This window comes from Acinetobacter wuhouensis, from assembly GCF_001696605.3.
Lineage (GTDB): Bacteria > Pseudomonadota > Gammaproteobacteria > Pseudomonadales > Moraxellaceae > Acinetobacter > Acinetobacter wuhouensis.
In genome coordinates, this window is record NZ_CP031716.1 from 1,194,162 (window position 1) to 1,219,941 (window position 25,780).

The window sequence follows — 25,780 nt, forward strand, 5'->3', positions numbered from 1 at the left end:
TGAACTTTTATATGTGATTGTTGTAAAGCTGTATTGATCTCTTTGATAAGACTGCGATTGGACTTGACAGGATTGGCTGAATTGACACAATCAACCATGAAAATATCATAAATAGTCATCACAAAATTTTTAAAACTCGATAAAGTAATATGCAACAAGTTGCAAAGCCAAACTAAAAGGATTCATCATGACAACTAGCTATGCACATATTTTAAAACCATTGCATTTGGGATTTACGACCATTAAAAACCGTGTCGTGATGGGTTCGATGCATACAGGTTTGGAAGACCGTTTTTATAATTATCCAAAACTTGCAGCCTATTTTGGTGAACGTGCCAAAGGTGGCGTTGGCTTGATCATCACAGGTGGTATTTCGCCAAACCGCCAAGGTTGGTTGTTACCCGCAGGTGGTACGATGAATACCTTGGGTGATGTTGCACCACATCGCCTTGTGACGCATGCAGTTCATAAGCATGGTGCGAAAATTCTGATGCAAATTTTGCACTCAGGACGTTATGGCTACCAACCTTTTGTGGTGTCTGCAAGCCCGATCAAATCACCGATTTCGATGTTTAAACCACGTCAAATGAGCGATAGTCTGATTTTGGATACTATTCAGGATTATGCAAAAACAGCGAGTTTAGCGAAAAAAGCCGGCTATGATGGCGTGGAAATCATGGGTTCAGAAGGCTATTTACTGAACCAATTTTTAAGTCGCCATGTCAATCAGCGTGAAGACCGTTGGGGTGGTCCGATTGAAAACCGTATGCGTTTTGCTGTTGAAATTGTGAAAGCGATCCGTGAAAAAGTCGGTGAAAAGTTTATTATTTGTTTCCGTCTGTCATTGCTTGATTTAGTCCATGATGGCAACACCATGGATGAAGTGATCACTGTTGCGCAGGCTTTGGAAAAAGCAGGCATTACCTTGTTAAATACAGGTATCGGTTGGCATGAAGCGCGTGTTCCTACAATTGTCACCTCTGTACCTCGTGCCGCATTTGTTGATTATACCGCAGAAGTGAAAAAGCATGTTTCTGTGCCTGTAATTGCATCTAATCGTATCAATATGCCTGAAACTGCTGAAGAAATTTTGGCAGCAGGCAAAGCGGATATGGTGCAAATGGCACGTCCATTACTTGCCGATGCATTTTGGGTGAATAAAACTGCGACCAATCGCGTTGATGAAATTAATACCTGTATCGCCTGTAATCAAGCTTGTTTAGATCACTCATTCCAAAATAAACGTGCAAGTTGTTTAGTGAACCCTCGAGCAGCACATGAAACTGAATTGGTTTATTTAAAAGTTAAAAAACCGAAGAAAATTGCAGTTGTTGGTGGTGGTGTTGCAGGGTTGTCTGCGGCAACTGTGGCGGCTGAACGTGGTCATCAAGTGACTCTGTTTGAAGCTTCCAATGAAGTGGGTGGTCAGTTTAACTTGGCGAAAGTTGTGCCAGGCAAAGAAGAATTCCATGAAACTATTCGTTATTTTAAAGTTCAAATCGAAAAAACAGGTGTGGACTTACGCTTAAATACCAAAGTGAATCGTGAACAATTGGAACGTGAAGGTTTTGAGGAAGTGGTGATTGCAACAGGTGTTGTACCGCGTGGTTTGAAAATTGAAGGCAGTGATGCACCACAAGTGTTGTCGTATGCAGAAGTATTGCGCGGTGCGCCTGTGGGTCATAGTGTTGCTGTGATCGGTGCAGGTGGGATTGGTTTTGATGTATCAGAGTTTTTATTGAAGCCTGAACATCAGCCACAACCACAGCCTTTGGCAGATTGGCAACGTGAATGGGGCGTTGATCCTAATCCAAACTATATGACCGAAGGCGGTTCTGTGCCTGCTGAAGTTGAAGCACCAATTCGTCAGATTTATTTGATGCAACGAAAAACTACGCCATTGGGTATTGGCTTAGGAAAAACCTCTGGTTGGGTACATCGTGCGCAGTTGAAAAAGCATGCAGTCCGTATGATGCGTGGTGTGCAGTATAAAGCAGTGACCAATGAAGGTTTATGGATCGAAACCAATGGGCATGATCAATTGCTTCGTGTAGACACAATCGTGGTGTGTGCAGGACAGGAATCTGTAAAAGATTTAATGCCGCAAGAGGGTGAATTAACCTTGGCACAGTATCATATTATTGGTGGTGCGAAGTTAGCCGGTGAGCTTGATGCAAAGCGTGCAATTCGTGAAGGTGCTGAAATAGCAGCCAAACTTTAAGAAAAATCGAGGCATTTGATGAAACATTATGCATTTGAATGCTTTGGCTGTAATTTTTACTTGTCATAATCGAAAAAGCTTCGTATTATGGCGCACATGGAAGCGTGGCAGAGCGGTTTAATGCACCGGTCTTGAAAACCGACGAGGGCGCGAGTCCTCCGTGAGTTCGAATCTCACCGCTTCCGCCAAATTCAAAAACCCTTGTGAAAACAAGGGTTTTTTATTGCCTGATTTTTTTTTATGCTAGAAAAATGATCATTTTCAATATTAAAATTAGAAAGTACTTTGTGTTGTGATTTGTCAAACCGTGACAATTGGTCGTTATAAAGTAGTAAAAGAAGCAGTAAGATTTTTCTTACTGCTTCTTTTATGTGTATCTTTTATGGTTACGCGTGCAATAAATAAATTGACTGCGTTACAAGTTTAGAAAGAAAAACCTAAGCCTAATAAAATGTATAAACTTTCAGATGGTGGGAATCTTTATTTACGAATAAATTCTAATGGTAGCAAATATTGGATCTTTAATTACACGCGAACATTCATGAGTTGAAAATGGCTTATTTCTCGGGACATATTCTGAAATCACATTAGAATAGGCAAGAGAAATTCGCAATGATTATAAAAAGCAAGGTTCTAGACTAATAAATTGATTATGTTAGCCTAGAATTATGATAGGAAAGAGTAAAATATAATCAGCATATTTTGCAACACCATCAACAGATGATGCTTTTTCCATTCAGTTATCAACTCCTGAAATTCTGACTTTTGCAAGCTATTTAGTTTTCATCAAAACTTTATGCGATGAGATGTACACCAGTAGCCGCTTGTATTTGCTCAAGACTTACATCATCAGCTAATTCTACTAATTTAACTCCTTGTGCTGTAATATCCATTACACCTAGATCTGTGATGACACGGCTCACAACGCCTTTGCCTGTTAAAGGCAAACTACATTGCGATAAGATTTTAGGATGACCATCTTTAGCATTATGCTCCATTAACACAACAACTTTTTGAACACCAGCAACCAAGTCCATTGCTCCGCCCATACCTTTTACTTTTTTCCCAGGAATCATCCAGTTGGCAAGGTCACCTGTTGCAGAGACTTCCATTGCACCTAAAATGGCGATGTTGACGTGCCCACCACGGATCATGGCAAAAGATTCTGAGCTTGAAAAAAATGAGGCACCTTGACGCGCAGTCACCGTTTGTTTTCCTGCATTGATGAGGTCTGCATCTACTGTTTCAGCTGTTGGAAACTCATCAATGCCAAGTAAGCCATTTTCTGATTGCAACCAAACATTAATATCTTTAGGAATATAATTTGCGACCAAAGTAGGTAAACCAATTCCAAGGTTGACATAGAAGCCATCTTCAAGTTCTAGAGCGGCACGCTGTGCCATTTGATTACGAGTCCAAGCCATGATTTAAGCCTCCGTTGCTTTTAAAGTCATTTGTTCGATGCGCTTTTCAGGATGAGGGTTGAGTACAATACGATCGACATAAATTCCAGGGAGATGAATATCGTCAGGATCAATCTCACCAATTTCAACAATCTGTTCAACTTCTACAATGGTGAATTTTCCTGCTACAGCACAGTCAGGATTAAAATTACGTGCGGTTTTACGGAAGACTAAATTTCCTGCTCTATCCGCTTTATAGGCTTTGACCAAAGCAACATCGGCAGTTAGAGAATGCTCTAAAATATATTCTGTTCCTTCAAATTCACGTATTTCTTTTCCTTCAGCAATTAGAGTTCCAACACCCGTTTGAGTGAAAAATGCAGGAATGCCTGCACCACCAGCACGTAGTTTTTCTGCTAAAGTTCCTTGTGGGGTAAGTTCAACTTCAAGCTCACCATTTAAAAATTGGCGTTCAAATTCTTTATTTTCACCGACATAGGACGAGATCATTTTTTTGATTTGTCTTTTTTCGAGTAATTTGCCTAAGCCAAACCCATCGATACCTGCATTGTTGGAAATACATGTTAAGTCTTTAACGCCAGTATTCATTAAGGCATCGATTAGCACTTCAGGGATACCACATAATCCAAAACCGCCCACTGCAATGGTTTGATTATTTTTAACAACATCAGCAAGGGCGATGTGTGCATTGGCTACAACTTTATTCATGGGCTGACTCCAAATCTTCTCTATGATTGCAATTTAAGAAAATCGAAATAGCATGTGCTACTTCTTATAATTTTGTGACTTCAATGTATTTGAAATTAAAGTCTTGGAGGGAAAATGATGAACCATGCAAAAATAGTTCATCATTTGATCTAGATTGAATCTGAGGAAAAGCTAAAAATAATGTGTTAAATTAATATTTAAACATGTAGGTTAAATAAAAATTATTATTTTCAGGCTTGTTTTCCGCAACAATATCTTTTTGCCATGATGCAATTACAATCGAATGATTCGGAAATTGATATTGCAATGTTGGACCGACCCCAAAGCCTTTGGTTTTAGAATCTTTTAGTTTTTTCCCGTTTAATTCATCTTCTTCAAGTTGGTCAGCATAATAACCACTCACACCTGCTTTCCATGGTCCATGCTTATAGGCAGCCATGTACTCTATGAAATACTCAGTGCCTGTTTTATAGTCGGTTTCATCATTCTTAAAGTTATAGGATAAACGTGGTTCGATACCAAGTTCAAAACCCTGTGGACTTTCATATCTCAATGCAACGATTGGTTGTATGGAATAACGGTTATTGGAAATATTTAAAGCACGGTTTTTAGAATATGAACCGATAGGGATGATGTAATCCGCTGCAAGTACGGCATGCCAATTTTTCTTTTCACCCAAATCCCACTGGAATAAAAAGGGTCCAAAAATAAGATCACCTAAACCTTCTTGACTGTCTGAAAATGGACCATAAGGTGTATTCATTGAGTTTTTGACATGTGCATATGTGCCGATGAGTTCAGAGGCAACACTATCTGCACCAAAAATATGACTATCCCAAACCGTAAAGAAACGTAAGGTTTCAGAGGTCACTTTTAAGTCAAAGTCACTGCCTTTAATTTCATCACCTTTTGAGTTGTTCAAACGAGATGAGTTGGTATGTGCGGTAAGTGATTGTAAATAATTCCCCGGTACTGGTGGAAAACCACCAATTAAAAATAGAGATGACCCGCCTGGAAAAGAGGAGTTTCCGTTTTCCGCAGCGTAAGTGGACATTGCTGACAACAACATTAAAGCAGGTGCAAGCAGAGTTGCATTGCGCATTTTTTGATTTAGCATAAGTCTATCCATAGTGTTATTGCTTATTTTTTCCATTTCAATAAGCAGGATTTTTAATCAACAAAATTCATTTTTGCTTGAGTTAAAAAAGATAAGTTTTAAGGTGAGGGAAAGGCTTAAAACTTATCAAACTGATCAATTATTTAGAGAAATAATTTCCAAGTTCATTGTCATAAGTTGCATCTGTCAAAATAAATGCCATGCGACATACTTGATCTGTTCGGTTTGCCCAAGCATGGTTTGTACCACGTTGCACAACGACACTATTTTCATGCACTTCAATTTCTTCATCATCCAGTAGGAGGGTAATTGACCCACTGATTACGATGCCATAGTCAATGGTTTCAGTTCGGTGCATCATTGGATGTTTAGATTCAGACGTAGAAGTCGCTGCTTGAACTTCACCCATGTCCTTAAATGATGATTTTTCAGGGTCGAGTGATAGTTTGTGTATATATTCGCTGTCTGGTGGAAAATCGACAAAACGGAAACGTGTACCTGCAACAGTTGGACTCAGGGTCACAGCGCCAGTGGCAACATCCTCCGTTTTTGCAGTAATAACTTGATGTTCACCTGTATTCCATACTTCATGAAATACCATGCCCGGTGCATGTTCTAAATGATGAATATTATTTAACTGACCACTTTTTAGAATGATGGCTTTACCATGTTCATCATGACCAGTAACAACGCGATTAATTTCCTTTAAACTCATTTTATTGCTTCCTTATACAAAAAATTTCATCAGAAATAACTTCAAGATGAATTGCGGTTAATGTCTTACCTAAACATGGACCTTGCACGCAAAGCCCTGTTGCTATTTCAAACTTAGCGCCGTGCCCAAAACACATTAAAAATTGCTGATCTGGACACATGTATTGATCTTTCTTTAAAGCCATCGCAGGTCCATTTGCATAATGTGGACATGCATCCAGCCAAGCGTATAATTCTCCATTGCGTTGAATGATGAGAATTTTTTTACCAAATAAATCAGAATAAATTGCAGTAACATCTTTCTGATTTAATTCAGTAATTTTGCATAGATATTCACGTTTCATAATTTCTCAGGGGGAGAGAAGATTTATGGAAGAACGCGTTCTGAGTACTTCAATAAAAAACGCTGTGTGGTGTCATTTGCATAGCGTGAAGTACGTGGAACCCAGTGGTCATCGTGCTTATCCATATCTGCGTCATACTCAACATGACAACCTAATGGTGAGTTGAAATACCAAAACCAATTTGAACCAAAAATGTGGCGTCCAGGACCCCAATACGTGGTATAGCCAAGCTCTGTAAATCGAGAACCTGCGATCATGAGTTCATTTGGACCTGCTAAATGGAATGCAAAATGGTCAATGCCTTGTGCTTCAGGTGGAGTTTGAATAAGCAGAAGAGTATGGTGGTCGTCATTGACTTTTGGTCGTAAAAAACTGCCAGCATCCTGTAGGATGTCGGATACTCGGAAACCTAGACGATTACAATAAAAATCATTTGCTTTTTTAACGTCTGGCACAAATAGGACAATATGGCTGAGTGTACGTGGTAAAGGTGTCGTCAGTGCTGTGACGGCAGTTTCATTCACAGCTCTTTGAGGTTTAGCACCAGGTGAGTTGATTTTTTCAGGCGCTAAGTTTAATTCTTTACGAATGCTAATCTGAAACTTCAGTGCAAAACCTGATTCATCAACAGTTTCCAATGTACCGTCACTGTTGATCTGTACTGTACGGTCTTGAGAAAGATTCTGATAAATTTCATCTAAAGCAGCTTGATCGACAACGCCATAGACTTGTTGTCTTAAAAAACTTCCTGTAGCCAAAGCTGCGGGAAGATCACAATTTTTTTCATCATGAACTTCAATCGCTGTACCATCTAAAGCTGAATAGATTGCTTTAGTTTCACTTAAATACGTTTCTTGCAAACCATAATCTTTTAAAAATTGGCAAGATTCTTTAAATTGTGCTACTGCAAATACAAGTGCATCTGGACCGATAATATTCATAAGTATTTTTCCATAAACTTCTTTTTCCCTTTTTTGATTATTTTAATTTTTTATTATTTACACAAATGATTATTAACAATACTATGTATTGATGAGATCAATGCATTAAGGGATTATTATGCGTTATAAGAATTTGGATTTAAATTTGTTGGTTGCTTTAAATCACTTTTTAACAGAACAAAGTGTAAGTAAAGCTGCTGATAAAATGTTTATTACTCAATCATCAGCCAGTAATGCATTATCTAGATTGCGAGAATATTTTGATGATGAAATATTAATTCCAGTTGGAAAGAATATGACGCTTACTACGCGTGCTAAAACTTTGGTAAAACCAGTAAAGGAAATTTTATTTTCAATTGATTCTAAAGTGATTCAAAAACCTTTTTTTGATCCGCATACTGATTTATTAAAATTTAAAATTTGTGTGTCAGACTATACATTATCTACGGTTTGCCCAGTATTGATCAATTATATTCGAGAAAACAACTACAACATCCATATTGATTTTATTGCACAGACGTCTAAACCAGAGTTTGCACTGGAGTATGAGGATGTTGATCTATTAATTATTCCGGAAGTTTATTCGGTAAAAAAACATCCTTTGGAACATGTTTTTGAAGATGATTTTGTCTGTATTTCTTCTAAAAAATATTCAAATATTGGCTCAAGTATTGGTTTGGAAGATTTTGAAAATACACCACATATTATCATGCAGCCCTCGTATACCAAGGGTTCTGTTGAATCGATCTGGATGAATGATATCGGAATACAAAGAAAGGTTGCGGTATCTTGTGATAGCTTTTCTATGATTCCTGTCTTTGTCGCAAATTCTAATTATATCGCTACAATTCATCGTCGTTTAGCGACCCAATATGCTGAAAACTTCGATTTAAATATTTCTGAATTACCTTTTGAGTTTCCTAAGTTTAAACAAACAGTACAATGGCATAGATATAAGGAAAAAGACCAAGAACTATTGTTTTTAATCGATATTATTAAGATTTGTTATCAACGAATGGTAAATAATAAAGTGATTTTATAAATACAAAATTTATGAGGTATTGATTTCATAAATGTGACTCATTGATAAGTTTGGCGAATTCAAACATGAGGTGCGACAGTTTCAAAAGCCATATGATAATCAACAAGCTGAGCAAATTTCTCTAATGGTGTAAGCCAATCTAACGCCTTTCTAGGACGAGTATTCAGTGACATGGCAACTTGATTTAAATAATGCTGATCTGCCTGATTTAAATCAATCCCTTTAGGTAAATATTGCCTAATTAAACCATTCATATTTTCGCATGTGCCTTTTTGCCAGGGTGAATGTGGGTCACAGAAATATACATCTATGCCTAAATCTTCTTCGAGTATTTTATGTTCTGACATCTCACGTCCACGGTCATAGGTCAACGTTTTACGCAGTTCTGCAGGTAAATATTTCAGAGCTTCAGTTAAAGCCTTGCGCACTGATTCTGCCTTTGCATCAGGTAATGTTGCCAAGATACAGAGCCGTGTATTTCGTTCAATAAGTGTTGCTATCGAACTTTTATTGTCTTTACCTTTAATTAAATCAGCTTCCCAATGACCCGGTATTTTTCTTTCTTGAACTTCGGCTGGGCGCTCATGAATAGTTTTAATATCCTGTAATATAGAATCTTTTTTAGGTTCACCGTTAGCTTTTCGCTTTTTATTTTCATGACGTAGACAGGATAATAAGTCTTTTTTCAACTCACCCTTTGGTAATGCTCGTATCGTTGAATAAATCGTTGTATGGCTTACATTCATTGTTTGATCCAAATCAGGAAATGTCTTTAAACGCTTTGCTATTTGCTGAGGAGACCATAAACAACGGATCGCTTCAACAATAAATTTCCAGAGGATTGAATCGATTTTGAGTTTTCTGTGACCACGTCTACGTCTAGCGAAGGTGTTATCAGAAGCATATCGAGCTTGATAAACGTCATTGATGCTATTTCTTTTAAGCTCACGATAGATCGTACTAGGATGTCTTTTAATGAGTTCAGCAAATTTTCTGGCTGAAAAGCCTTCTTTTCTTGACTCAAGCATTAATGCAGTACGATCTTCAAAGTTAAGATGATGGTATGACAATTTTATATACTCCATAAACCCTTTAAATTAATTAGGTGGTTTATGTCGCACTTCAAGTTTTACTCTGCCTTTAATTTGAATTGTTTTTGGCAACTATCTAGATTTAATCCATTGGCAAATAAAATAGTTTGATTGATTTTATATTAATTACTTGGATTATTTTATTTAATTTTATAGGTTTAAAATGGATTTAGAGCCAAAGGGATTAAAATATTAAAATATAATGGATTATTTTTATATCTAAGATACAAACTAAAAATAATTTATTTATTTTAATTTTTTGGTTTTACAGCTATTTAAATTAAATAAATAATGAGGTTTTATATGTTTCATTACTTCCCCACAAATTATGTATGGAGTTTATCAACCTTAATCGCACTGGGTTATGGTGGTAATATCGGTGAAATTGACGAGATTTGTAAACCTATTCTTGATGCATCTAAAAATGGTGAAGATGTAAATACAATTGCATTTATGGAAGCTTGGAGAAAGTTTGCAGATAAGTTGGTTGAACTTGCCAATGAAGATTTATCACGAGGGCGTGGTTTTTCAGCGGGTGAGAAATTGCATCGTGCAGGTTTGTATTATATTACCGCAGAACGTATGCAAGAGCATGGTGAGCCTGAGCGTAAAATTATCTATTCCAAAGCGTTAGAATGTTATGAACTTTCTCGCAAATATAAAAAAGAAAATGTCACTCGAGTCGAAATCCCTTATGGCGATAGTCATATCAGTGCAATTTATATGAAGGCTGATACAGGCAATGCTAAAACACCTGTCGTGGTGATGATGAATGGATTGGATTCAACCAAAGAGCTTTTATATGGTACGCCAGTTGCTGAAAAATTGCGTAAACGTGGAGTATCTGTTCTCTGTGTTGATCAGCCTGGAACGGGTGAGGCATTACGTTTACAAAACTTGACCGCTGTATATAACACTGAAATTTGGGCGGCTCCGATCATTGATTGGCTTTATCAGCAACCTGAAATTGATACCCATAATATTGGTGCATTAGGTGTGTCTTTAGGTGGCTATTACGCACCACGTGCTGTGGCATTCGAACCACGCTTTACTTGCGGTGCTGTTTGGGGTGCAAACCATGATTGGCGTGCAGTACAGCAAGCACGTTATAAAAACGAAGGTGAACGACCAGTTCCGCATTATTGGAAACATGTGGAATGGGTATTTGGTGCTACAGATTTAGACGACTTCTTCAAGAAAGCTGAAAACATGCATTTAAATGGTGTATTGCAAAATATCAAAGTGCCATTTTTAGTAACGCATGGCGATAACGATAGACAAATTCCTTTGAAATATGCCTATGAAACATACGAGCAACTTGTGAATAGTCCAAAACGCGATTTAGTGATTTTTACAGCACGAGAAGGCGGTGTCGAACATTGTTCTTTAGATAACCCATATAACGCTGCGGATACACTTGCAGATTGGTTGGCTGAACAGTTGAACTGCCGTGTAGCTTAAAAAAAACGAAAAGGGATGAATATGAAAGGGATAAACAAAGTTGCCATCATTGGTGGTGGTATTGCGGGTATGACTGCAGCGATTTTATTGGGTAGACAAAATCTAAATGTCGATTTGATCGAAGAAAAATCTTCGTTAACACCAATCGGTGCAGGAATTACCCTAAGTGCACCTACATTACGAGTCTTTAAAGAGATTGGTATTTTAGAAGAGTTGGAAAAATATGGTGGTTGCTTTAATTCTGTAGATCAATATACCTCGCAGGGTGAGTTATTGAGAACAATTCCAATTTTCGCTGGTATTGCATCAAATAATTTACCTGGTGGTATCGGGATTATGCGCACTAAACTGGCTGAGATTTTAGCGAATAAAATGAAAGAATATAAAGTTAATGTTCTTTTAAATAATTCGATAGAAAGTATGGTGCAGTCTGCGGATCATGTCAGTGTGACTTTATCTGATGGTCGTCAAGAGCGTTACGATATGGTGATTGGTGCAGATGGTGTGCGCTCACATATCAGAAATTTACTCTATCCAGAATTTAAAGGTTCGACCTTTACTCATCAAGGTGTGTGGCGTGTTGTTGTGCCAAGATTCGTTGATCAATGTTCAATTTTCTTCGGTGATGAAATTAAAACGGGTTTCACACCAATCAGCTCAACACAATGTTATATGTTCTTTAATGATCATATTGAGAAAGAAGAACATATTCCTGAAGAACGTTTAACAGGATTATTGGCGGAGTATCTCAGCGGATTTGGTGGTCAAATTCCATCCATTGTTAAATTGATCAAAGATGGAACGATCACTGCAAAAGACATTATTTTTAGACCACTTGCTTATCACATGTTGGAAGAGGATTGGCATAAAAATCGTGTTGTTTTAATCGGTGATGCGATTCATGCAACAACACCACACTTGGCAACAGGTGCAGGGATTGCTGTAGAAGGCGCTTTGATTCTTAGTCAAGAGATAGCCAAAGACCAAAGCCTTGAAGATGCGTTTAAAAATTACAAGCGTCGCCATTATGCACGTGCAAAATTGGTGGTAGACAACTCAGTGAAACTCGGTCAATACGAAATTAACCATGAGTCAGATGAAAAGCGTGGCTTGTTAATGAAAGAGTCCTATGAAGAGTTAAGTAAGCCAATTATGGAATAGTCGCGCTGAATTTAGCAGCTAAATAGCGGATTTGAACTCGTTATTTAGCAGGCTATTTCGGTATCTATAGCGCAAATTTCCAATTCTAAAAGGAACTTAAAATGAACGAGAAAACGTTATTAAATATTCATAGCAAACGTATTTTAGTGACAGGTGGTGCAAGTGGAATTGGACTAAGCACAGCAAAATTACTGATTGATCTGGGTGCTCAGGTTACGATTTCTGATATTCATGAAGACAATGCAAAAGCGGCATACCAAACTTTAGGCGCAAGTGCGTATACCGTTGGTGATATTGCCAACGAAGATCATTGTAATCAAATGGTTCAAGACACAATCGCAGCAACAGGTGGGCTCGATGCCGTAATTAATGCGGCGGGAATCAGCGATAAAGTATCTAAAGCACTTGATCTGGATATAGCAGATTGGCAACGTGTTGTAGACATTCATTTACGTGGTTCATTTGCAATTTCACGGGCAGCTGCCAGACATATGATCGAGCAAAAATCGGGTTCGATTGTGCATTTGGCTTCTGCTTATGGACTGATGGGAACGCCGTTCCGTTATGCATATAGCCCTGCAAAAGCTGCCATCATTATGCTCACTAAGGATTTGGCATGTGAATGGGGACGTTTAGGTGTTCGTATCAATGCTATTGCTCCAGGTTATGTGAATACCCCCATGATTGAGCGTTTGGCAAAAGAAGGTAAAGTCGACATCGAACGTCTTGAGGCACGTACCGCAATGGGACGTTTAGCAACGCCAGAAGAAGTTGCAAATGTTGCAGCCTTTTTGGTTTCAGATTTATCGAGCTATGTACATGGCAGCGTTGTTTCTGTGGACGGTGGTTGGACAGCTTATGGTGGTCCTGGTGATATGACTCAACCTTAAATCAACACAACAATGTTAAAGCAAAGTAATGAGTGAGAACTTATTGAATGATAAGTACTCATTTTTAGTTAAATCAATGGGTAAGCATACAGCCCATGACAGCTTAGGACAGACTCAATGACTGAATTAAATTATACTCACGAAAAAAACCGTAAAAGTTGGTTAACTCAAGCAAATCAAAGTGACTCAGATTTTCCGATTCAGAATTTACCATTTTGCGTATTTCGTAAGAAAAATAGTCAATCTCCTTGGCATATAGGTGTCGGGATTGGTGATCAAATTTTAGATTTATTTGAATTAAATCAATTAAAAATAGTGGCTGAAAAAGATCAATTCATCATGGATGCTGCTTCAAATGAAAGCTTAAATGCTTTGATGACATTGGGTCCTGATGCTTGGAGAATTTTAAGATTTACTGTATTTGATTTGTTGGAAGAAGGGTATTCTGCTGAGGAAAAAATACGTCAAATTTTGGTACCACAAAGTGAAGTAGAATATAGTGTACCTGCTCAAATTAATGATTATACAGATTTTTATACATCAGAACCTCATGCTGTAAATGTCAGTAAGCAACTAGGAATTAATGTTGGTGACAATTTTTATTGGTTGCCAATTGCGTACCATGGGCGTAGTTCTTCCATTGTTGTCAGTGGTGAGCCTGTCTTTAGACCATATGGGCAGTTAAAAAGTGCAGACTCAAATACTCCTGTTTATGGGGCTTGTCAGAAACTGGATTATGAGCTTGAGCTCGGTGCATTTATTGGTCTTGGCAATGAGCGTGGTAAATCGATTGCTCTATCTGATGCACCCAAACATGTATTTGGTCTATGTTTACTCAATGATTGGTCAGCACGAGATATTCAAGGCTGGGAAATGCAACCATTGGGACCATTTTTAGCGAAAAATTTTGCTACCACCATTTCTCCATGGATTGTGACCAGTGAAGCACTGTTACCTTATCGTTGTCAGTGGTCACGCAATGTGGATCATCCTCAACCACTGGATTATTTGGATTCAGACAATAATCGTGAGTATGGTGCTTATGATATTCAGTTGGAGGTTTCGATTCAAAGTGAACATCAAGCGTCTACAGGTCAGTCTGTTAAACCGATTACACTGACCAGTTTTAAACATCAGTATTGGACAATTGGACAAATGATTGCACATCATTCTGTTGGCGGGTGTAATTTTAGAGCAGGTGATTTAATTGGAAGTGGAACGATTTCTGGTCCATCGGATAGCGAAGCAGGTGCTTTGATTGAACTGACTCAGTCTGGGAACCGTCCTGTTGATATTGGTGATGGTGAAACACGTGGTTTCTTGCAAAATGGTGATACTGTTATTTTTAAAGGTTGGTGTGAAAAAGAAGGGTTTGTCAAAATTGGTTTTGGTTTGAATTTTGGGAAAATCTTTTAAGCTCTAGACTAGCAAAATTACTCTTAATTTTGCTAACGGGTTGACTTGGTGGTGTGTAATTTGTTCTATAAAGTGTACTAGCTCAGACCTGATCTGACAGTTACCCATTTTTAATGTTGGCTGTCAGTTTAAATTTGAGCTAAATTCTTCTCAGCCCAAATTCGTTTTCCATCAAGTAATGTTTCAAATGGTGTACGACCATTGCACATTTTGCCCTGATGGGTTCGTTCAGTATTATAAAACTTTAACCATTCGTCTAGGTCTATTTGTAAGTTTTCCAGCGAACTATAAAGTTTCTTCCTGAAAGTGATTTGATAAAACTCCTGTAAAATTGTCTTATGAAAGCGTTCACATATACCATTGGTTTGTGGGGATGCAGCTTTCGTCTTTGTATGGTCTATATCATTGACTGCTAAATATAATTCATGATCATGATGTTCTATCTTTCCGCATGAGCAGCATTGCTGCGCAAGTGTTCCTCTATTAAGGCATGATATAGAACATTAAGTGACATTTCTAGTGGCTACACATCGGCTACAGGAAGAGTTTTAGAAGAGTGTTTAATGGAGTTTTGAAATATTGGTTTTCTTTAAGTTGTTATTATTTATTAAAATAAAACACTCCGAAGATGCCGCTGCATGGTCGTTACCCTGAACCCGATGAGTTCAAGGTGGACACGACGCGTACTTAATGGGTTTCCCACTCGGGGTGGGCATACACTCAAAATACACAGAACGCATCCGTAAGTTTAAGTATCGGCAGGGGAATAGACGTACTGGCGAACATCCCAGAGTTATATTAAGTATACATAATCTGAGGGATGAGGCAAATCATTAGCACCCATATTTCATGATATTGAAGCTAAAACTCATATCATTTGCATGAAAAAAAAGCGGTTTATCCCGCTTTTTCAACATCTTCCAACATACTTTCAAGCAAACGTTCACATTGTGCATATTCTTGTAACGTTTTATTCATGGTGAGCACTTCTTGCATCAATTCAAGTGCAACCATGATCACCAATTTATTATGCTCAACATTCGGAGCTTTACGACGAAATTCTTGAAATTTATCATTCAACAATTGTCCAGCTTTTTCCAAATCAGGCTTTTTATCTGAAGTCGTTGCCAAACGAAAAATTTGTTCAATCAGACGAAGCTCTACAGTTACTTGTTCTGACATGATTAAACTTCCTCATTGTTTTCGGATGGATGAGCAAGCTGTTGAATTTCTTGCGCATGATGGTCTTGTTCTGTGCCTAAAATAGCCAAGCGTTGGATAATCGCTTCTACTTTTGATTTTGCATGTTCATTTTTCTGAATTAAGCGTTCGCGTTCATCTTGAAGGCTTTTAATATCGTGTAAGTGATGGCGATTTTCATTTGCCATTTTTTCTTTCGATACACGTAACTCGTTCCGTTCAGCTAAAATTTCCTGAAAACGATTTTTAAGATCTGTACAGCTTTTTTCTAAACGAGAATAACGTTCAGCCAAGGCAGTAGCATCAGTATTGAGGGAAGCATGCTGACTTTGTAACTGTGTTAGTTGTTCAGTCAGATTTTCAATTTCATCTTGCTTTTGTGTAATCAGACTATTTTTATGACTAATTTGAGAGTGAGCTTGCTCTTCGCTGTTATCTTTTTCTTTTAACAACGATGCATTTTCTTTCTCAAGTATTTCGATTCGTGTTTTTAAAACACCAATATGCGTCTGTAGACGCTGTAATTGTTCTAACATAACGGGTCGCACAGATTTGCAATCAAAGGTAATATATAGAGAAGTATAGAGATTGGATAAGCGAATGCAAGACGATATTTCAGGTTGGTCAGATTGGAAGCAAAATTTTGAAGGGATTGAAGAAATTTCAAGCCCGAGTGAGTTACATGGTTTGTTGACAGGTATAGTTTGTGTTACAGAAATACCAACTCCTGATGAATGGTTACAAATTTTATCTACACTCGATGTACCAAAATTAACCGATCAAGCTTTAGAAATCTTAGCAGATGAAACAGAAGATGTTTCACATGCGCTTTCAGAAGATGAATTGGACTATTTACCGATGCTGCCAGATGATGAACATACCTTGGCAGAACGTGTACAAGCGCTCGCAGATTGGTGTGCAGGTGTCGTACTAGGTTTTGGTTTGGCTTCAGGTCATATCCGTTCAGATGAGCAAGAATTGATTGAAAGTTTACAAGATGTGGCTTCTGTCGAATTTGATGAATCTGACGATGATGAAGAAGGCGAAGAAAGCTACCAAGAATTATACGAATTTGTACGTTTAATTCCGGTGTCATTGTCAATGGGACGCAAAAAAGTTGCTGTTGCGGAAAGCCCATTATTGAAAAACTTTCATGGCAAAATGAAACAAGCGATTGATGCCACAGAAAGTAACAGCGTTGTGGAAATGTTTACTCCGCATCGTCCAAGTTAATTTCAAAATTCCAATATTATGCCTTTCTTATATAAGCGAGGCATAATGTCAAAATGAGGACAATATTTGCATTCATCATCACGCAGATGTAAGTTAAATATTGCCTTATTACTCCAAATTTAAAACAAAAGCTGATCTAGAATGAAACTCACTCAAGTCGATTTTCAGGAACGTCGTGACCGCCTCGCTGAGCAAATGGGTCCGAATAGTATTGCCATTATCGCAACCAGTCCTGAAGTGATGCGAAATGCTGACGCAGATTATAAATTTCGTGCGGACAGTAGTTTTTTCTATCTCACAGGATTTGCCGAGCCTCAAGCTGTTGCTGTGATTGAAACCGATGCGGAAGGTGAGGAATATATCTATAGTTTATTCTGCCGTGAACGTAACCGTGAAATGGAGATTTGGAATGGTTACCGTGCAGGTGTAGATGGTGCAGTCGATGACTATGAAGCAGATGAAGCCTATGCAATTGATCTGCTTGATGAAGAAATTATTGCCAAAATATTAAATAAAGAAAAATTATTTTATCGGATCGGACAGCGTACAGATTTTGATGCCAAAGTTAGTGCTTGGATCAAACAAGCACAGGATGAGAGTCGTGGTTTCGGTGTGCCTACACAATTGATTCAACTTGATCAAATTTTAGATGAAATGCGTTTGCATAAATCTGAACAAGAAATTGAATTGATGCAAATCGCTTCAAATATCAGTGCAGAAGCGCATACGCGTGCCATGCAACACGTCCGTCCAAATATGATGGAATATGCACTCGAAGCTGAATTGAATTATGTGTTTGGTCAGAATGGTTGTGTGCCATCGTACAACAGTATTGTTGGTGGCGGTAAAAATGGCTGTATTCTGCATTATGTTGAAAATAATCAACCACTCAAAGATGGTGATTTGGTTTTAATTGATGCTGCTTGTGAATATGAATGTTATGCCTCAGACATCACAAGAACTTTCCCTGTGAATGGGAAGTTTAGTCCTGAACAGAAAGTACTGTATCAAATTATTTTAGATGCTCAGATTGCTGCGATTGATGCCATTCAAATCGGCAATTCTTATAGAGAACCACATAACATCGCTGTACGAATTATGGTTGAGGGTTTAGTCAAACTTGGCATTATGCAAGGTGATGTTGATCAAATCATTGAATCTGAAAGTTATCGTCAGTTTTATATGCATGGCACAGGGCATTGGCTGGGTATGGATGTGCATGATGTCGGTGCTTATAAAGATCGTCATGGCAATGCTCGTCTGTTTGAGCAAGGCATGGTGATTACGGTTGAACCTGGTTTGTATATTGCACCTGATGATGAAACTGTAGATGCCAAATGGCGTGGGATTGGTATTCGTATCGAAGATGATGTTGTTGCGACTGCACATGGTCCATTGGTATTGACCAAAAATGTCGTGAAGTCAGTTGATGATATTGAAGCGTTGATGGCACAGTCAAAATAAATTTTGAGTTGTGAAGTTAGCTATAGATTTAATACCAGTCAGTTTAGAAATTGATTGGTATTATACTATTTGAGCTTTCTTAAATTGAAAATTGGGAAAATTTAGTTTAAAAAAACATGAAATGAAAGAATCTAATCAATTATTTCTTTGCTATAAGTTACTAATTTAAAATAATTAATATTTTTCATGATGCTCGCTCTATTCAATAGGGTGGTTATTTTTGAAGTCTTTTCCATTTTCTAATTTGCGTTCTAAAATTAGTAAAAGGAGCAACTGTATTTATGTGAATCCATTTATATACAGGCCATTGAGCAGGTGTCGTTGCCCATTTTCTTTGGTTGATTGAAAATAATTCATCATCTGTTAGGCTTTGAACCCAATCTATAACCTCATCTACTTTATTTGATAATAAAACTGTATTTTCATCAAGAGAATGCTGACCATATTCTTGGTAAAACTCTTGATATAGAGCACCTAAATTATTCCATTTAAACCCTTCTTTAGGTGTTATAACTTGTATTCCTGCCTTTTCATCCTTTTCCCATTTTAATAGTAAATTGACCCATCCTAATTGGTAGGAAATATTTTGCGAAGGAGTCTTATCAACACCATTCATTATTTTATTTTTATCGTCTTCTGAAACATGACTAAATTCTGCTAAATATTTGTTAAACGAGTTTCTAATTGCATCTATTAATTCTTCTTTGGATTCATAAATCTTCATGTTTAACTTTTCCTAAAATTAACATAAACACTTTATGCGAAATATACGTGTTTGTTAAGATATTTCAATAGCTTGTATCTATTCAAAACTGATTTTAACTCAAACTTAGTTTTCTGTGAAATTGCTCTCTTCTATAAAAAGGATTCAGACGATTTTTGTGCGAAAATTGATGGTTGTGTACCAATTCAAAACAACAATATTGATTTTCCATACAAAAATAATCGTGCTTCATGTAAGATGAAATCAATCAAGATTATAAGGATTCGGTTCGCTGAATCGCGTATAGAAAGGATCAAAGCATGCAACAAGAAGTCATCATCGTTGGCGGTGGAATGGTTGGGCTGAGTTTGGCACTGATGCTGGCAAAAGCCAATATTGCAGTAAAACTTTTAGAAGCTGTGAAATACCCAAATTATGATGATGGAACTGTTGCACCTTATCATTCAAGTTTCGATGCACGAAATACTGCATTATCCCGTCGTACTGTACAAATTTACCAAAAACTAGGTTTGTGGGATGCCTTACAAGAACATGCGACCCCAATCCTTGAAGTACATATCACCGAACAAGGAAGCTTTGGTAAAGCACGTTTGAAAGCTGATGAAGAAAAAGTCGAAAGTTTTGGTCAAGTGATTGAAAATGCTTGGTTAGGACGTGTGTTACTTACACAAGTTCGTCAACAATCATTAATTGAATTGATCGATGGTGTGCATGTGTCATCATTAAAACAAGATGGTGATTTTGTCTATGTTGAAGCAACACGTAATGACGAATATACCCATTCACTCAAGTCAAAATTGGTGATTGCTGCTGATGGACGAGATTCATTCTGTCGTCAAGCACTTGGTGTAGGTGTCGATGTGCATGATTATGATCAGGTTGCGATTGTGACTACAGTACAAACCTCTAAACCACATCAACAGGTTGGTTTTGAACGTTTTAGCCATTTAGGTCCATTGGCATTATTACCATTACCAGGTGAATGTCGTCGTTCAGTAGTTTGGCCAGTACAAAAAGGCACAGAAGGCGAATGGTTAGGTGATGAAAATGATCAACATTTCCTGGATGCTTTACAAAAAACCTATGGCGACCGCGCAGGAAAGTTCCAAAAAACAGGTAAGCGTTTTAGTTTCCCATTGTCACAAGTTTTGGCAGAGAAACAAGCGGTTGGAAGAGTGATTTTAATGGGCAATGCGGCTCACACCATTCATCCAGTGGCAGGACAAGGCTTTAACTTGTGTATGCGTGATGCAGATGTATTACTGCGTTATATTATCGAACAGATTGCCAAATCCGATGATATTGGTGAACCTGAAATGCTTAAAGCCTATGAGCAATCACGTTTAGCAGATCAAAGACGTGTGATTAAATTCTGTGATTCAGTCGTGCGTGGGTTTAGTAATCAAAACCCGATGCTGAAATTATTACGTAATACAGGTTTGGTGGCTTTTGACGTGATTCCTGGCATTAAACCGCTTGTTGCCAACTATGCGATGGGGTTAAAAGCATGAGTGATTTAAATCAACACGCAAATTTACTCGATGTTGTCATCATTGGTGGTGGCTTAGTCGGTGGACTCACTGCATTGCTATTAGCACAGGGTGGAGTGCAAGCGACGGTGTTAGATGCTGCGCCAATTCTTGATGCTGAAAAGACATTATCCGTTGCAAATCCACGTGTTTTAGCGCTCAGTCAAGCCACGATTCATTTACTTAAAACAGTCAATGTTTGGGATAAACTTGCTCGTCAAATGCCGTATACAGGCATGCAAGTGTGGAATAAAAATGGTTATGGTGAAATTAACTTCGGTCAAGCCTCAGAAAAATTTCCAACTGCTGAACAAGCTTTAGGTTCAATGGTTGAGCCAAGTTTGTTGAATCTAGTAATTCAGCAACAAATGCTGGAAAAACTGCAAGATTATCGTACTCAAGTTAAAGTGGTTCGAGTGGAACAAGGTGTCGGTTGTTGGATCATTAAATTAGCGGATGGTACTGAGCTTAAAACTAAATTGGTCATTGGTGCAGATGGTGCAAATTCATTTGTTCGTGAACAAGCTTTTATTGATTTAGATGTTCTAGATTATAAACAAGCAGGTTTGACGTGTGCGATTCGGACTACTCAACCGCATCAGTATGTGGCACGTCAGATTTTCCACCCAACAGGGCCTTTAGCATTTTTACCGATGGCAAGTTTAAAGCCTGAACAAGCGGAACATTGGATTTCAATTGTTTGGACATTACCTGATGATTATGCAGATGAATTTTCCGGTTTAAATGATCAAGATTTTTGTCAATTATTAACACGTGAAAGTCACCACATGCTCGGTGAGGTATTAGAAGCGACTCCACGAGCTAAATTCCCACTTAAAGCACGAGCAGCGCAACGTTATGTGAAAGATGGATTGGCATTAATCGGTGATGCAGCCCATGTGATTCATCCTTTGGCAGGGCAAGGCGTCAATATTGGTTGTTTGGATGCGGCTGTTTTATGCGATGTGTTATTAAAAGACAAAAAACGCGGTGTCTGGGCGCATGAGCAAACTTTAAAACGTTATGAACATCAGCGTAAAGGACAGAATGATGCCATGATGCATAGTATGTCTGCGATTGGATTTTTAGAGTCTGCTGAACTATTCCCATTTGTGTGGGCACGTAATTTTGGTTTGAAACAAGTTGAGAAACAACCATTTTTGAAAGACCAATTTATGGCTCAGGCAAATGGTTTGGCAACATTAAATCGTACTCAATATGCAGTTTAAATCTATTGGTGATATTTTTTAAACAATCACTTAAATAAAATTACGATTTTGATTAAAAAAAATTCACTTTTGTGCATTTAGATACTAGTCGAATCGGAAAGAGCTTGATACATTTCTTGCTAAAGATCACCAATTTTCAGTTGGTATATCAAAGTCATTGATGGGGAGTGCAAGATGACAGATTCAAATGATTATGATGATAATTCAGAAGACAGCGTTGTAGATGATGATGAGGCAAAAGCTGCCGAAAAAGGTGCTGCTGCCAGTGATTCTACCGTAAGTGATTCTGATCTTGCCGAGGCTGAAACTTTGACAGTAACAGCTAAGAAAAGACAACGTGAAGCCCTAGAAGATGAAGTGGCTGCATTTTTGGCACGTGGTGGAAAAATAACAGAAGTTCCACCAGATGAGTCTGCTGAATAGTCATAAAATTTTAAAATGAAGCATCACACTAGTGGTGCTTTTTATTTGGAAAAATGAGGTTGGATAATGCTTAAAATTTTAGGGCGTGCTGATTCAATTAATGTTAGAAAAGTCCTGTGGCTATGTGATGAACTGAATTTAGCGTATGAACGAGAAGACTGGGGACGAGGGTTCCAATCTCCAAGATCACCTGAATTTATACATTTTAATCCAAATGCAACCATTCCTGTTCTTATTGATCAAGAGTTTGTTCTTTGGCAGTCGAATAGCATTATTCGTTATTTAGCGAATCAATATACTGGGGAAAAGTTGTATTCAGAGCATCCTCAAAAACGGGCATTGATTGATCAATGGATCGATTGGCAGGGCATTGAACTGAATAACAGTTGGACATATGCATTGATGCATTTAGTGCGAGATTCACCATTGCATCAGGACAAGATTCAAGTGGAAAATAGTATCCAAACTTGGACAAAAAATATGGAAATATTGGATGCTCAGTTAGGAAAGACCCAAGCCTTTGTTACAGGCAATGAGTTTACACTAGCCGACATTCCTATTGGTCTATCTGTTCAACGATGGCTACTCACACCACTTGAACATCCAGTTTTAGACAATGTTCAAAAATACTATGATCTACTCAGTCAACGACCTGCCTATCTCCGTTGGGGAAATAATGGTCAGAATTAATAGGGTCTGTTGACATTTCATAAATGGCTTGCGTTGTCGGCTAAAGTAGAGCAAACGAGGCATGAAATGAAAAGAATGGTGGTTCCATTTTTAAATTTCATAACGAAGTTTGTGATAATTTTAGCCACAACCTGAGCAAGAACAAAGCACTGCTTTGTTTGCAGCGCAAGGCGCAGCGGGGGACTGGTGTATTTTTTGCTGCTACTTCGTTATGAACTACTCACTTAGAATGACTAAGTTTCGTATTTCACGCCTAGTATCAGCTAAAAAATACACAAAGTCGCAAACATAGACGAATTGTCAACAGACCCTAAATGTTTACATCATAAATTATGTAACAAGTGTCTGAGTTTAAAAAACTCAGCCACTTTAAAGATACGATTTAATTCATTTTTAGCCTGAATAGCTCAGAATTTAGTCTTCTTTTTGTGTTAATTCTAAAGCGCGTTGATACGCAACTTTCTTTTTAATCCCAGTCAAATCTGCAGCCAATTGAGAAGCAGCTTTTACGGAAAGATCTTCAAGTAAACGATTAAGTAGCTTATCGAGTTTCTCTTGATCCATGTCTTTTTCTTCTGGTGCACCACCAATGACTAAAACAATTTCGCCTTTTTGTTGATGGTGATCATTTTCGATAAAAGTCACCAATTCACCCAAAGTCATTTTTTTAATGGTTTCAAAAGTTTTGGTAATTTCACGTGCAAAACCAACAGGACGATCCGCCCCAAACACTTTCGACATATCTTTTACGCTATCTAAAATACGATGTGGCGCTTCATAGATAATCATGGTTTGGGTTTCATGTTGAAGCTTTTCGAGCTGAATTAATCGTTGAGATTGTTTCGATGATAAAAAGCCTTCAAAACTAAAGCGATCGCTGGGTAAACCGACCGCACTCAATGCCGCAATTGCAGCACAAGCACCAGGTACAGGAATCACACGAATACCATTCTCTTGCGCAGCACGAACTAATTTAAACCCCGGATCACTGATTAATGGTGTACCTGCATCACTCACCAAAGCAATGTCCGCACCATTTTTTAGTTTTTCTACAAGTATATCAATTTTGTTACTTTCATTATGATCATGACACGCTGTGAGCGGAGTTGATATATTATAATGCTTTAATAATTGAGCAGATTGACGTGTATCTTCTGCCGCAATAATAGAAACAGACTTTAATACTTCAATAGAACGAAAAGTCATATCATCTAAATGCCCAATTGGGGTCGCTACGACAAATAATTGAGCACTCATAAAGGTCTCCATGAAAAATAAATTAGTATTGAACAGTATAAAAAGAGTGGCGCTATTGGGAATAGTTGGATTTGCCGTCCAACTTCACGCAGAGATTCTGGTCATTTTACCTGAAACAGGCCCTATGTCGCGAGCTGGATTAACGATTAAACAAGGAATATTGAATGCTTCACAAGCATCAAAAAATGAAATTCCGTTGAAATTCGTCAATTCTGATCAAATTCCGATAAAAACAATTTTAAAGAAAGAGGTCAATAAAAAGACCGAGATGATCATTGGACCATTGGCGAGACCAGATGTTGAAGTTTTGGTGAGTACTAAACCTAAAATTCCTGTTTTAGCGCTAAATGAAGTATATCAGTCTGATAAGAATGTGTGGCAATTCAGCCTGTCCAAAAATGATGATGCTTTGGCGTTATTAGACTTTATCCAAAATGATAAAGTGACGAAACTCTATATTGTTCGTGAAAAAGGTACAGAAACCGAATCCATTAACTTCCTCAATGCACTTTTTTCTAACTTCTCTGGTGAGGTTGATCCTATCGATGAAATGCCTAAAGTCATTGGAAGAAATGAGGGGATATTGTTGCTTGGAACCAATAATTGGTTGTCGAGTATACCTCGACTACAGGAAAAGCGTATTTATACACAAGCCATTGCAATCGAAGAGCAAAAGACTTTGCCAAAAGGCATGAAGTTCTGTGATGTTCCTGCAATTTATGAAAAAGAGTGGAAAGAGGTCGTTAAGGCAAATAAAGAATTACCTAAATCTTTAGCGTATCAACGATTGTACGCATTTGGTGGTGATGCATGGTATATCGCTCAAAAATTTGTACTTGACCCTCAAATTAAAACATTAAGCTTCAATGGTCGAACGGGTAAAATTAAAATTGATGGAAATCGTGTTGAGCGAATTCCACAGTGTTTTGAACGTTCAAAAGCGAATTTAGTGCCTTTGTATATGTTCTTCGAAAGATCGAAAGATGTGAAATAGTTAAATTAGTTTGAAATGACGATTTTTTCTCTCGGAGCGTGGGCTGAACATGAGGCAGTCGAACTACTGATTCAGCATCATTATGAAGTTGTAAAATTGAATTATTTTTCACGTTTTGGTGAAATTGATATTATTGCAAAATTAGCACAAGATCTGGTATTTGTTGAAGTGAAAGCAAGAACACCCACTCAGATGGGGCATGCTTTTGAAGTGGTGAGTTTATCTAAACAACGGAAAATGTTGAAAACAGCACTGCTATTTTTACAAGAATATCCACAATTTGCACAATATTATTGCCGTTTTGATGTAATTGGTTTTGATTTACATCATAAAATTGCAAAAAACGTACAGCCAGACCTGAGTAAAATCTCTTATGATCGATCTTGGATTGAAAATGCATTTACTTTAGATGCAGACTTGATTAATCTGTGATGTATATTTAGGCACAGTTATTTAAAAAATAAGATATTTTCCAGCATGTTAACAATATAAAAGCATTGTTATACA

The 25,780-nt window shown here is 37.8% G+C and carries 25 protein-coding genes, 1 tRNA gene, 1 other RNA gene and 2 pseudogenes; 16 read left to right on the top strand and 13 right to left on the bottom strand.

What is annotated here, in order from left to right:
* The first annotated feature begins 187 nt into the window (after positions 1-187).
* The 3 genes and pseudogenes from BEN71_RS06280 to BEN71_RS19310 all read left to right on the top strand — a co-directional run.
* Positions 188-2,221, top strand: a complete 2,034-nt coding sequence (locus tag BEN71_RS06280) for an NADPH-dependent 2,4-dienoyl-CoA reductase (protein WP_068974954.1) — start codon at positions 188-190, stop codon at positions 2,219-2,221.
* A gap of 98 nt (positions 2,222-2,319) precedes the next feature.
* Positions 2,320-2,409 (top strand) — tRNA-Ser (locus BEN71_RS06285).
* Between the two features lie 194 nt (positions 2,410-2,603).
* A pseudogene (locus BEN71_RS19310) lies at positions 2,604-2,814 on the top strand (Arm DNA-binding domain-containing protein); the annotation flags it as partial.
* 201 nt (positions 2,815-3,015) lie between these two features.
* Here BEN71_RS19310 and BEN71_RS06295 read toward each other — a convergent pair.
* The 6 genes from BEN71_RS06295 to BEN71_RS06320 all read right to left on the bottom strand — a co-directional run bounded on the left by BEN71_RS06295 (position 3,016) and on the right by BEN71_RS06320 (position 7,469).
* Positions 3,016-3,645 carry a 3-oxoacid CoA-transferase subunit B gene (locus BEN71_RS06295; RefSeq protein WP_068974955.1) on the bottom strand — a complete coding sequence of 210 codons (630 nt, stop codon included), beginning with the start codon at positions 3,643-3,645 and terminating at the stop codon, positions 3,016-3,018.
* A 3-nt stretch (positions 3,646-3,648) separates the two neighbouring features.
* Positions 3,649-4,353 (bottom strand): CoA transferase subunit A, encoded by a 705-nt coding sequence (locus BEN71_RS06300; RefSeq protein ID WP_068974956.1) that lies wholly within the window; start codon positions 4,351-4,353, stop codon positions 3,649-3,651.
* A 190-nt stretch (positions 4,354-4,543) separates the two neighbouring features.
* The gene (locus BEN71_RS06305; RefSeq protein WP_086322798.1) at positions 4,544-5,470 is read right to left on the bottom strand and encodes a SphA family protein; all 927 of its coding nucleotides are present in this window, start codon (positions 5,468-5,470) and stop codon (positions 4,544-4,546) included.
* A 139-nt stretch (positions 5,471-5,609) separates the two neighbouring features.
* A complete protein-coding gene (locus BEN71_RS06310; RefSeq protein ID WP_068974958.1) occupies positions 5,610-6,185 on the bottom strand; it encodes a cupin domain-containing protein in 576 nt (191 codons plus the stop codon).
* A gap of 1 nt (position 6,186) precedes the next feature.
* Positions 6,187-6,528, bottom strand: a complete 342-nt coding sequence (locus BEN71_RS06315) for a Rieske (2Fe-2S) protein (protein WP_068974959.1) — start codon at positions 6,526-6,528, stop codon at positions 6,187-6,189.
* Between the two features lie 23 nt (positions 6,529-6,551).
* On the bottom strand, positions 6,552-7,469 hold the full coding sequence (locus tag BEN71_RS06320) for a VOC family protein (RefSeq protein ID WP_068974960.1): 918 nt from the start codon (positions 7,467-7,469) through the stop codon (positions 6,552-6,554).
* Between the two features lie 118 nt (positions 7,470-7,587).
* Between BEN71_RS06320 and BEN71_RS06325 the strand changes: the two genes are divergently transcribed.
* Positions 7,588-8,511 carry a LysR family transcriptional regulator gene (locus tag BEN71_RS06325; protein ID WP_068974961.1) on the top strand — a complete coding sequence of 308 codons (924 nt, stop codon included), beginning with the start codon at positions 7,588-7,590 and terminating at the stop codon, positions 8,509-8,511.
* Between the two features lie 59 nt (positions 8,512-8,570).
* On the opposite strand, the gene BEN71_RS06330 is transcribed toward BEN71_RS06325, so the two are convergent.
* Entirely contained in the window at positions 8,571-9,596 is a 1,026-nt protein-coding gene (locus BEN71_RS06330; protein ID WP_004994718.1) for an IS30-like element ISAba125 family transposase, read from the bottom strand.
* Positions 9,597-9,905: 309 nt separating this feature from the next.
* Here BEN71_RS06330 and BEN71_RS06335 point away from each other — a divergent pair, with 309 nt between their 5' ends.
* From BEN71_RS06335 to fahA, 4 genes are all read left to right on the top strand, one after another.
* Positions 9,906-11,063, top strand: a complete 1,158-nt coding sequence (locus BEN71_RS06335) for an alpha/beta hydrolase family protein (RefSeq protein ID WP_068974826.1) — start codon at positions 9,906-9,908, stop codon at positions 11,061-11,063.
* A 21-nt stretch (positions 11,064-11,084) separates the two neighbouring features.
* On the top strand, positions 11,085-12,224 hold the full coding sequence (locus BEN71_RS06340) for an FAD-dependent monooxygenase (RefSeq protein WP_068974827.1): 1,140 nt from the start codon (positions 11,085-11,087) through the stop codon (positions 12,222-12,224).
* 101 nt (positions 12,225-12,325) lie between these two features.
* Positions 12,326-13,114, top strand: coding sequence for an SDR family NAD(P)-dependent oxidoreductase (locus BEN71_RS06345; RefSeq protein ID WP_086322796.1), 789 nt, complete (start codon positions 12,326-12,328; stop codon positions 13,112-13,114).
* Between the two features lie 117 nt (positions 13,115-13,231).
* Positions 13,232-14,530: a fumarylacetoacetase gene (gene fahA / locus BEN71_RS06350; protein ID WP_068974828.1), complete on the top strand. Its 1,299-nt coding sequence runs from the start codon at positions 13,232-13,234 to the stop codon at positions 14,528-14,530.
* A gap of 128 nt (positions 14,531-14,658) precedes the next feature.
* On the opposite strand, the pseudogene BEN71_RS06355 reads toward fahA, so the two are convergent.
* The 4 genes and pseudogenes from BEN71_RS06355 to BEN71_RS06370 all read right to left on the bottom strand — a co-directional run.
* A pseudogene (locus tag BEN71_RS06355) lies at positions 14,659-14,982 on the bottom strand (integrase core domain-containing protein); the annotation flags it as partial.
* A 163-nt stretch (positions 14,983-15,145) separates the two neighbouring features.
* A non-coding RNA gene (ssrS, locus tag BEN71_RS06360) (6S RNA) lies at positions 15,146-15,327 on the bottom strand.
* Between the two features lie 100 nt (positions 15,328-15,427).
* The gene (locus tag BEN71_RS06365) at positions 15,428-15,712 is read right to left on the bottom strand and encodes a cell division protein ZapA (protein ID WP_068974829.1); all 285 of its coding nucleotides are present in this window, start codon (positions 15,710-15,712) and stop codon (positions 15,428-15,430) included.
* A 2-nt stretch (positions 15,713-15,714) separates the two neighbouring features.
* Positions 15,715-16,266, bottom strand: a complete 552-nt coding sequence (locus BEN71_RS06370; protein WP_068974830.1) for a hypothetical protein — start codon at positions 16,264-16,266, stop codon at positions 15,715-15,717.
* Between the two features lie 64 nt (positions 16,267-16,330).
* On the opposite strand from BEN71_RS06370, the gene BEN71_RS06375 reads away from it, so the two are divergent.
* On the top strand, positions 16,331-16,963 hold the full coding sequence (locus tag BEN71_RS06375) for a UPF0149 family protein (protein WP_068974831.1): 633 nt from the start codon (positions 16,331-16,333) through the stop codon (positions 16,961-16,963).
* Between the two features lie 141 nt (positions 16,964-17,104).
* The gene (gene pepP, locus BEN71_RS06380; RefSeq protein WP_068974832.1) at positions 17,105-18,427 is read left to right on the top strand and encodes a Xaa-Pro aminopeptidase; all 1,323 of its coding nucleotides are present in this window, start codon (positions 17,105-17,107) and stop codon (positions 18,425-18,427) included.
* 214 nt (positions 18,428-18,641) lie between these two features.
* Here pepP and BEN71_RS06385 read toward each other — a convergent pair whose 3' ends face one another.
* Positions 18,642-19,151, bottom strand: coding sequence for a ClbS/DfsB family four-helix bundle protein (locus BEN71_RS06385; RefSeq protein ID WP_068974833.1), 510 nt, complete (start codon positions 19,149-19,151; stop codon positions 18,642-18,644).
* A 299-nt stretch (positions 19,152-19,450) separates the two neighbouring features.
* Here BEN71_RS06385 and ubiH point away from each other — a divergent pair, with 299 nt between their 5' ends.
* The 4 genes from ubiH (at position 19,451) to BEN71_RS06405 (ending at position 23,022) form a co-directional block, all read left to right on the top strand.
* On the top strand, positions 19,451-20,662 hold the full coding sequence (ubiH, locus tag BEN71_RS06390) for a 2-octaprenyl-6-methoxyphenyl hydroxylase (protein WP_068974834.1): 1,212 nt from the start codon (positions 19,451-19,453) through the stop codon (positions 20,660-20,662).
* Positions 20,659-21,909, top strand: a complete 1,251-nt coding sequence (locus tag BEN71_RS06395; protein ID WP_068974835.1) for an FAD-dependent monooxygenase — start codon at positions 20,659-20,661, stop codon at positions 21,907-21,909. Before ubiH ends, BEN71_RS06395 begins: the two co-directional genes overlap by 4 nt.
* A gap of 174 nt (positions 21,910-22,083) precedes the next feature.
* Entirely contained in the window at positions 22,084-22,332 is a 249-nt protein-coding gene (locus tag BEN71_RS06400; protein ID WP_068974836.1) for a hypothetical protein, read from the top strand.
* A gap of 66 nt (positions 22,333-22,398) precedes the next feature.
* Positions 22,399-23,022 carry a glutathione S-transferase family protein gene (locus BEN71_RS06405; RefSeq protein ID WP_068974837.1) on the top strand — a complete coding sequence of 208 codons (624 nt, stop codon included), beginning with the start codon at positions 22,399-22,401 and terminating at the stop codon, positions 23,020-23,022.
* 414 nt (positions 23,023-23,436) lie between these two features.
* Here BEN71_RS06405 and rsmI read toward each other — a convergent pair whose 3' ends face one another.
* Positions 23,437-24,279 carry a 16S rRNA (cytidine(1402)-2'-O)-methyltransferase gene (rsmI, locus tag BEN71_RS06410; protein WP_068974838.1) on the bottom strand — a complete coding sequence of 281 codons (843 nt, stop codon included), beginning with the start codon at positions 24,277-24,279 and terminating at the stop codon, positions 23,437-23,439.
* A 10-nt stretch (positions 24,280-24,289) separates the two neighbouring features.
* Between rsmI and BEN71_RS06415 the strand changes: the two genes are divergently transcribed.
* Positions 24,290-25,273: a penicillin-binding protein activator gene (locus BEN71_RS06415; RefSeq protein WP_068974839.1), complete on the top strand. Its 984-nt coding sequence runs from the start codon at positions 24,290-24,292 to the stop codon at positions 25,271-25,273.
* Positions 25,274-25,288: 15 nt separating this feature from the next.
* Positions 25,289-25,705 (top strand): YraN family protein, encoded by a 417-nt coding sequence (locus BEN71_RS06420; RefSeq protein WP_068974840.1) that lies wholly within the window; start codon positions 25,289-25,291, stop codon positions 25,703-25,705.
* Positions 25,706-25,780 lie beyond the last annotated feature (75 nt).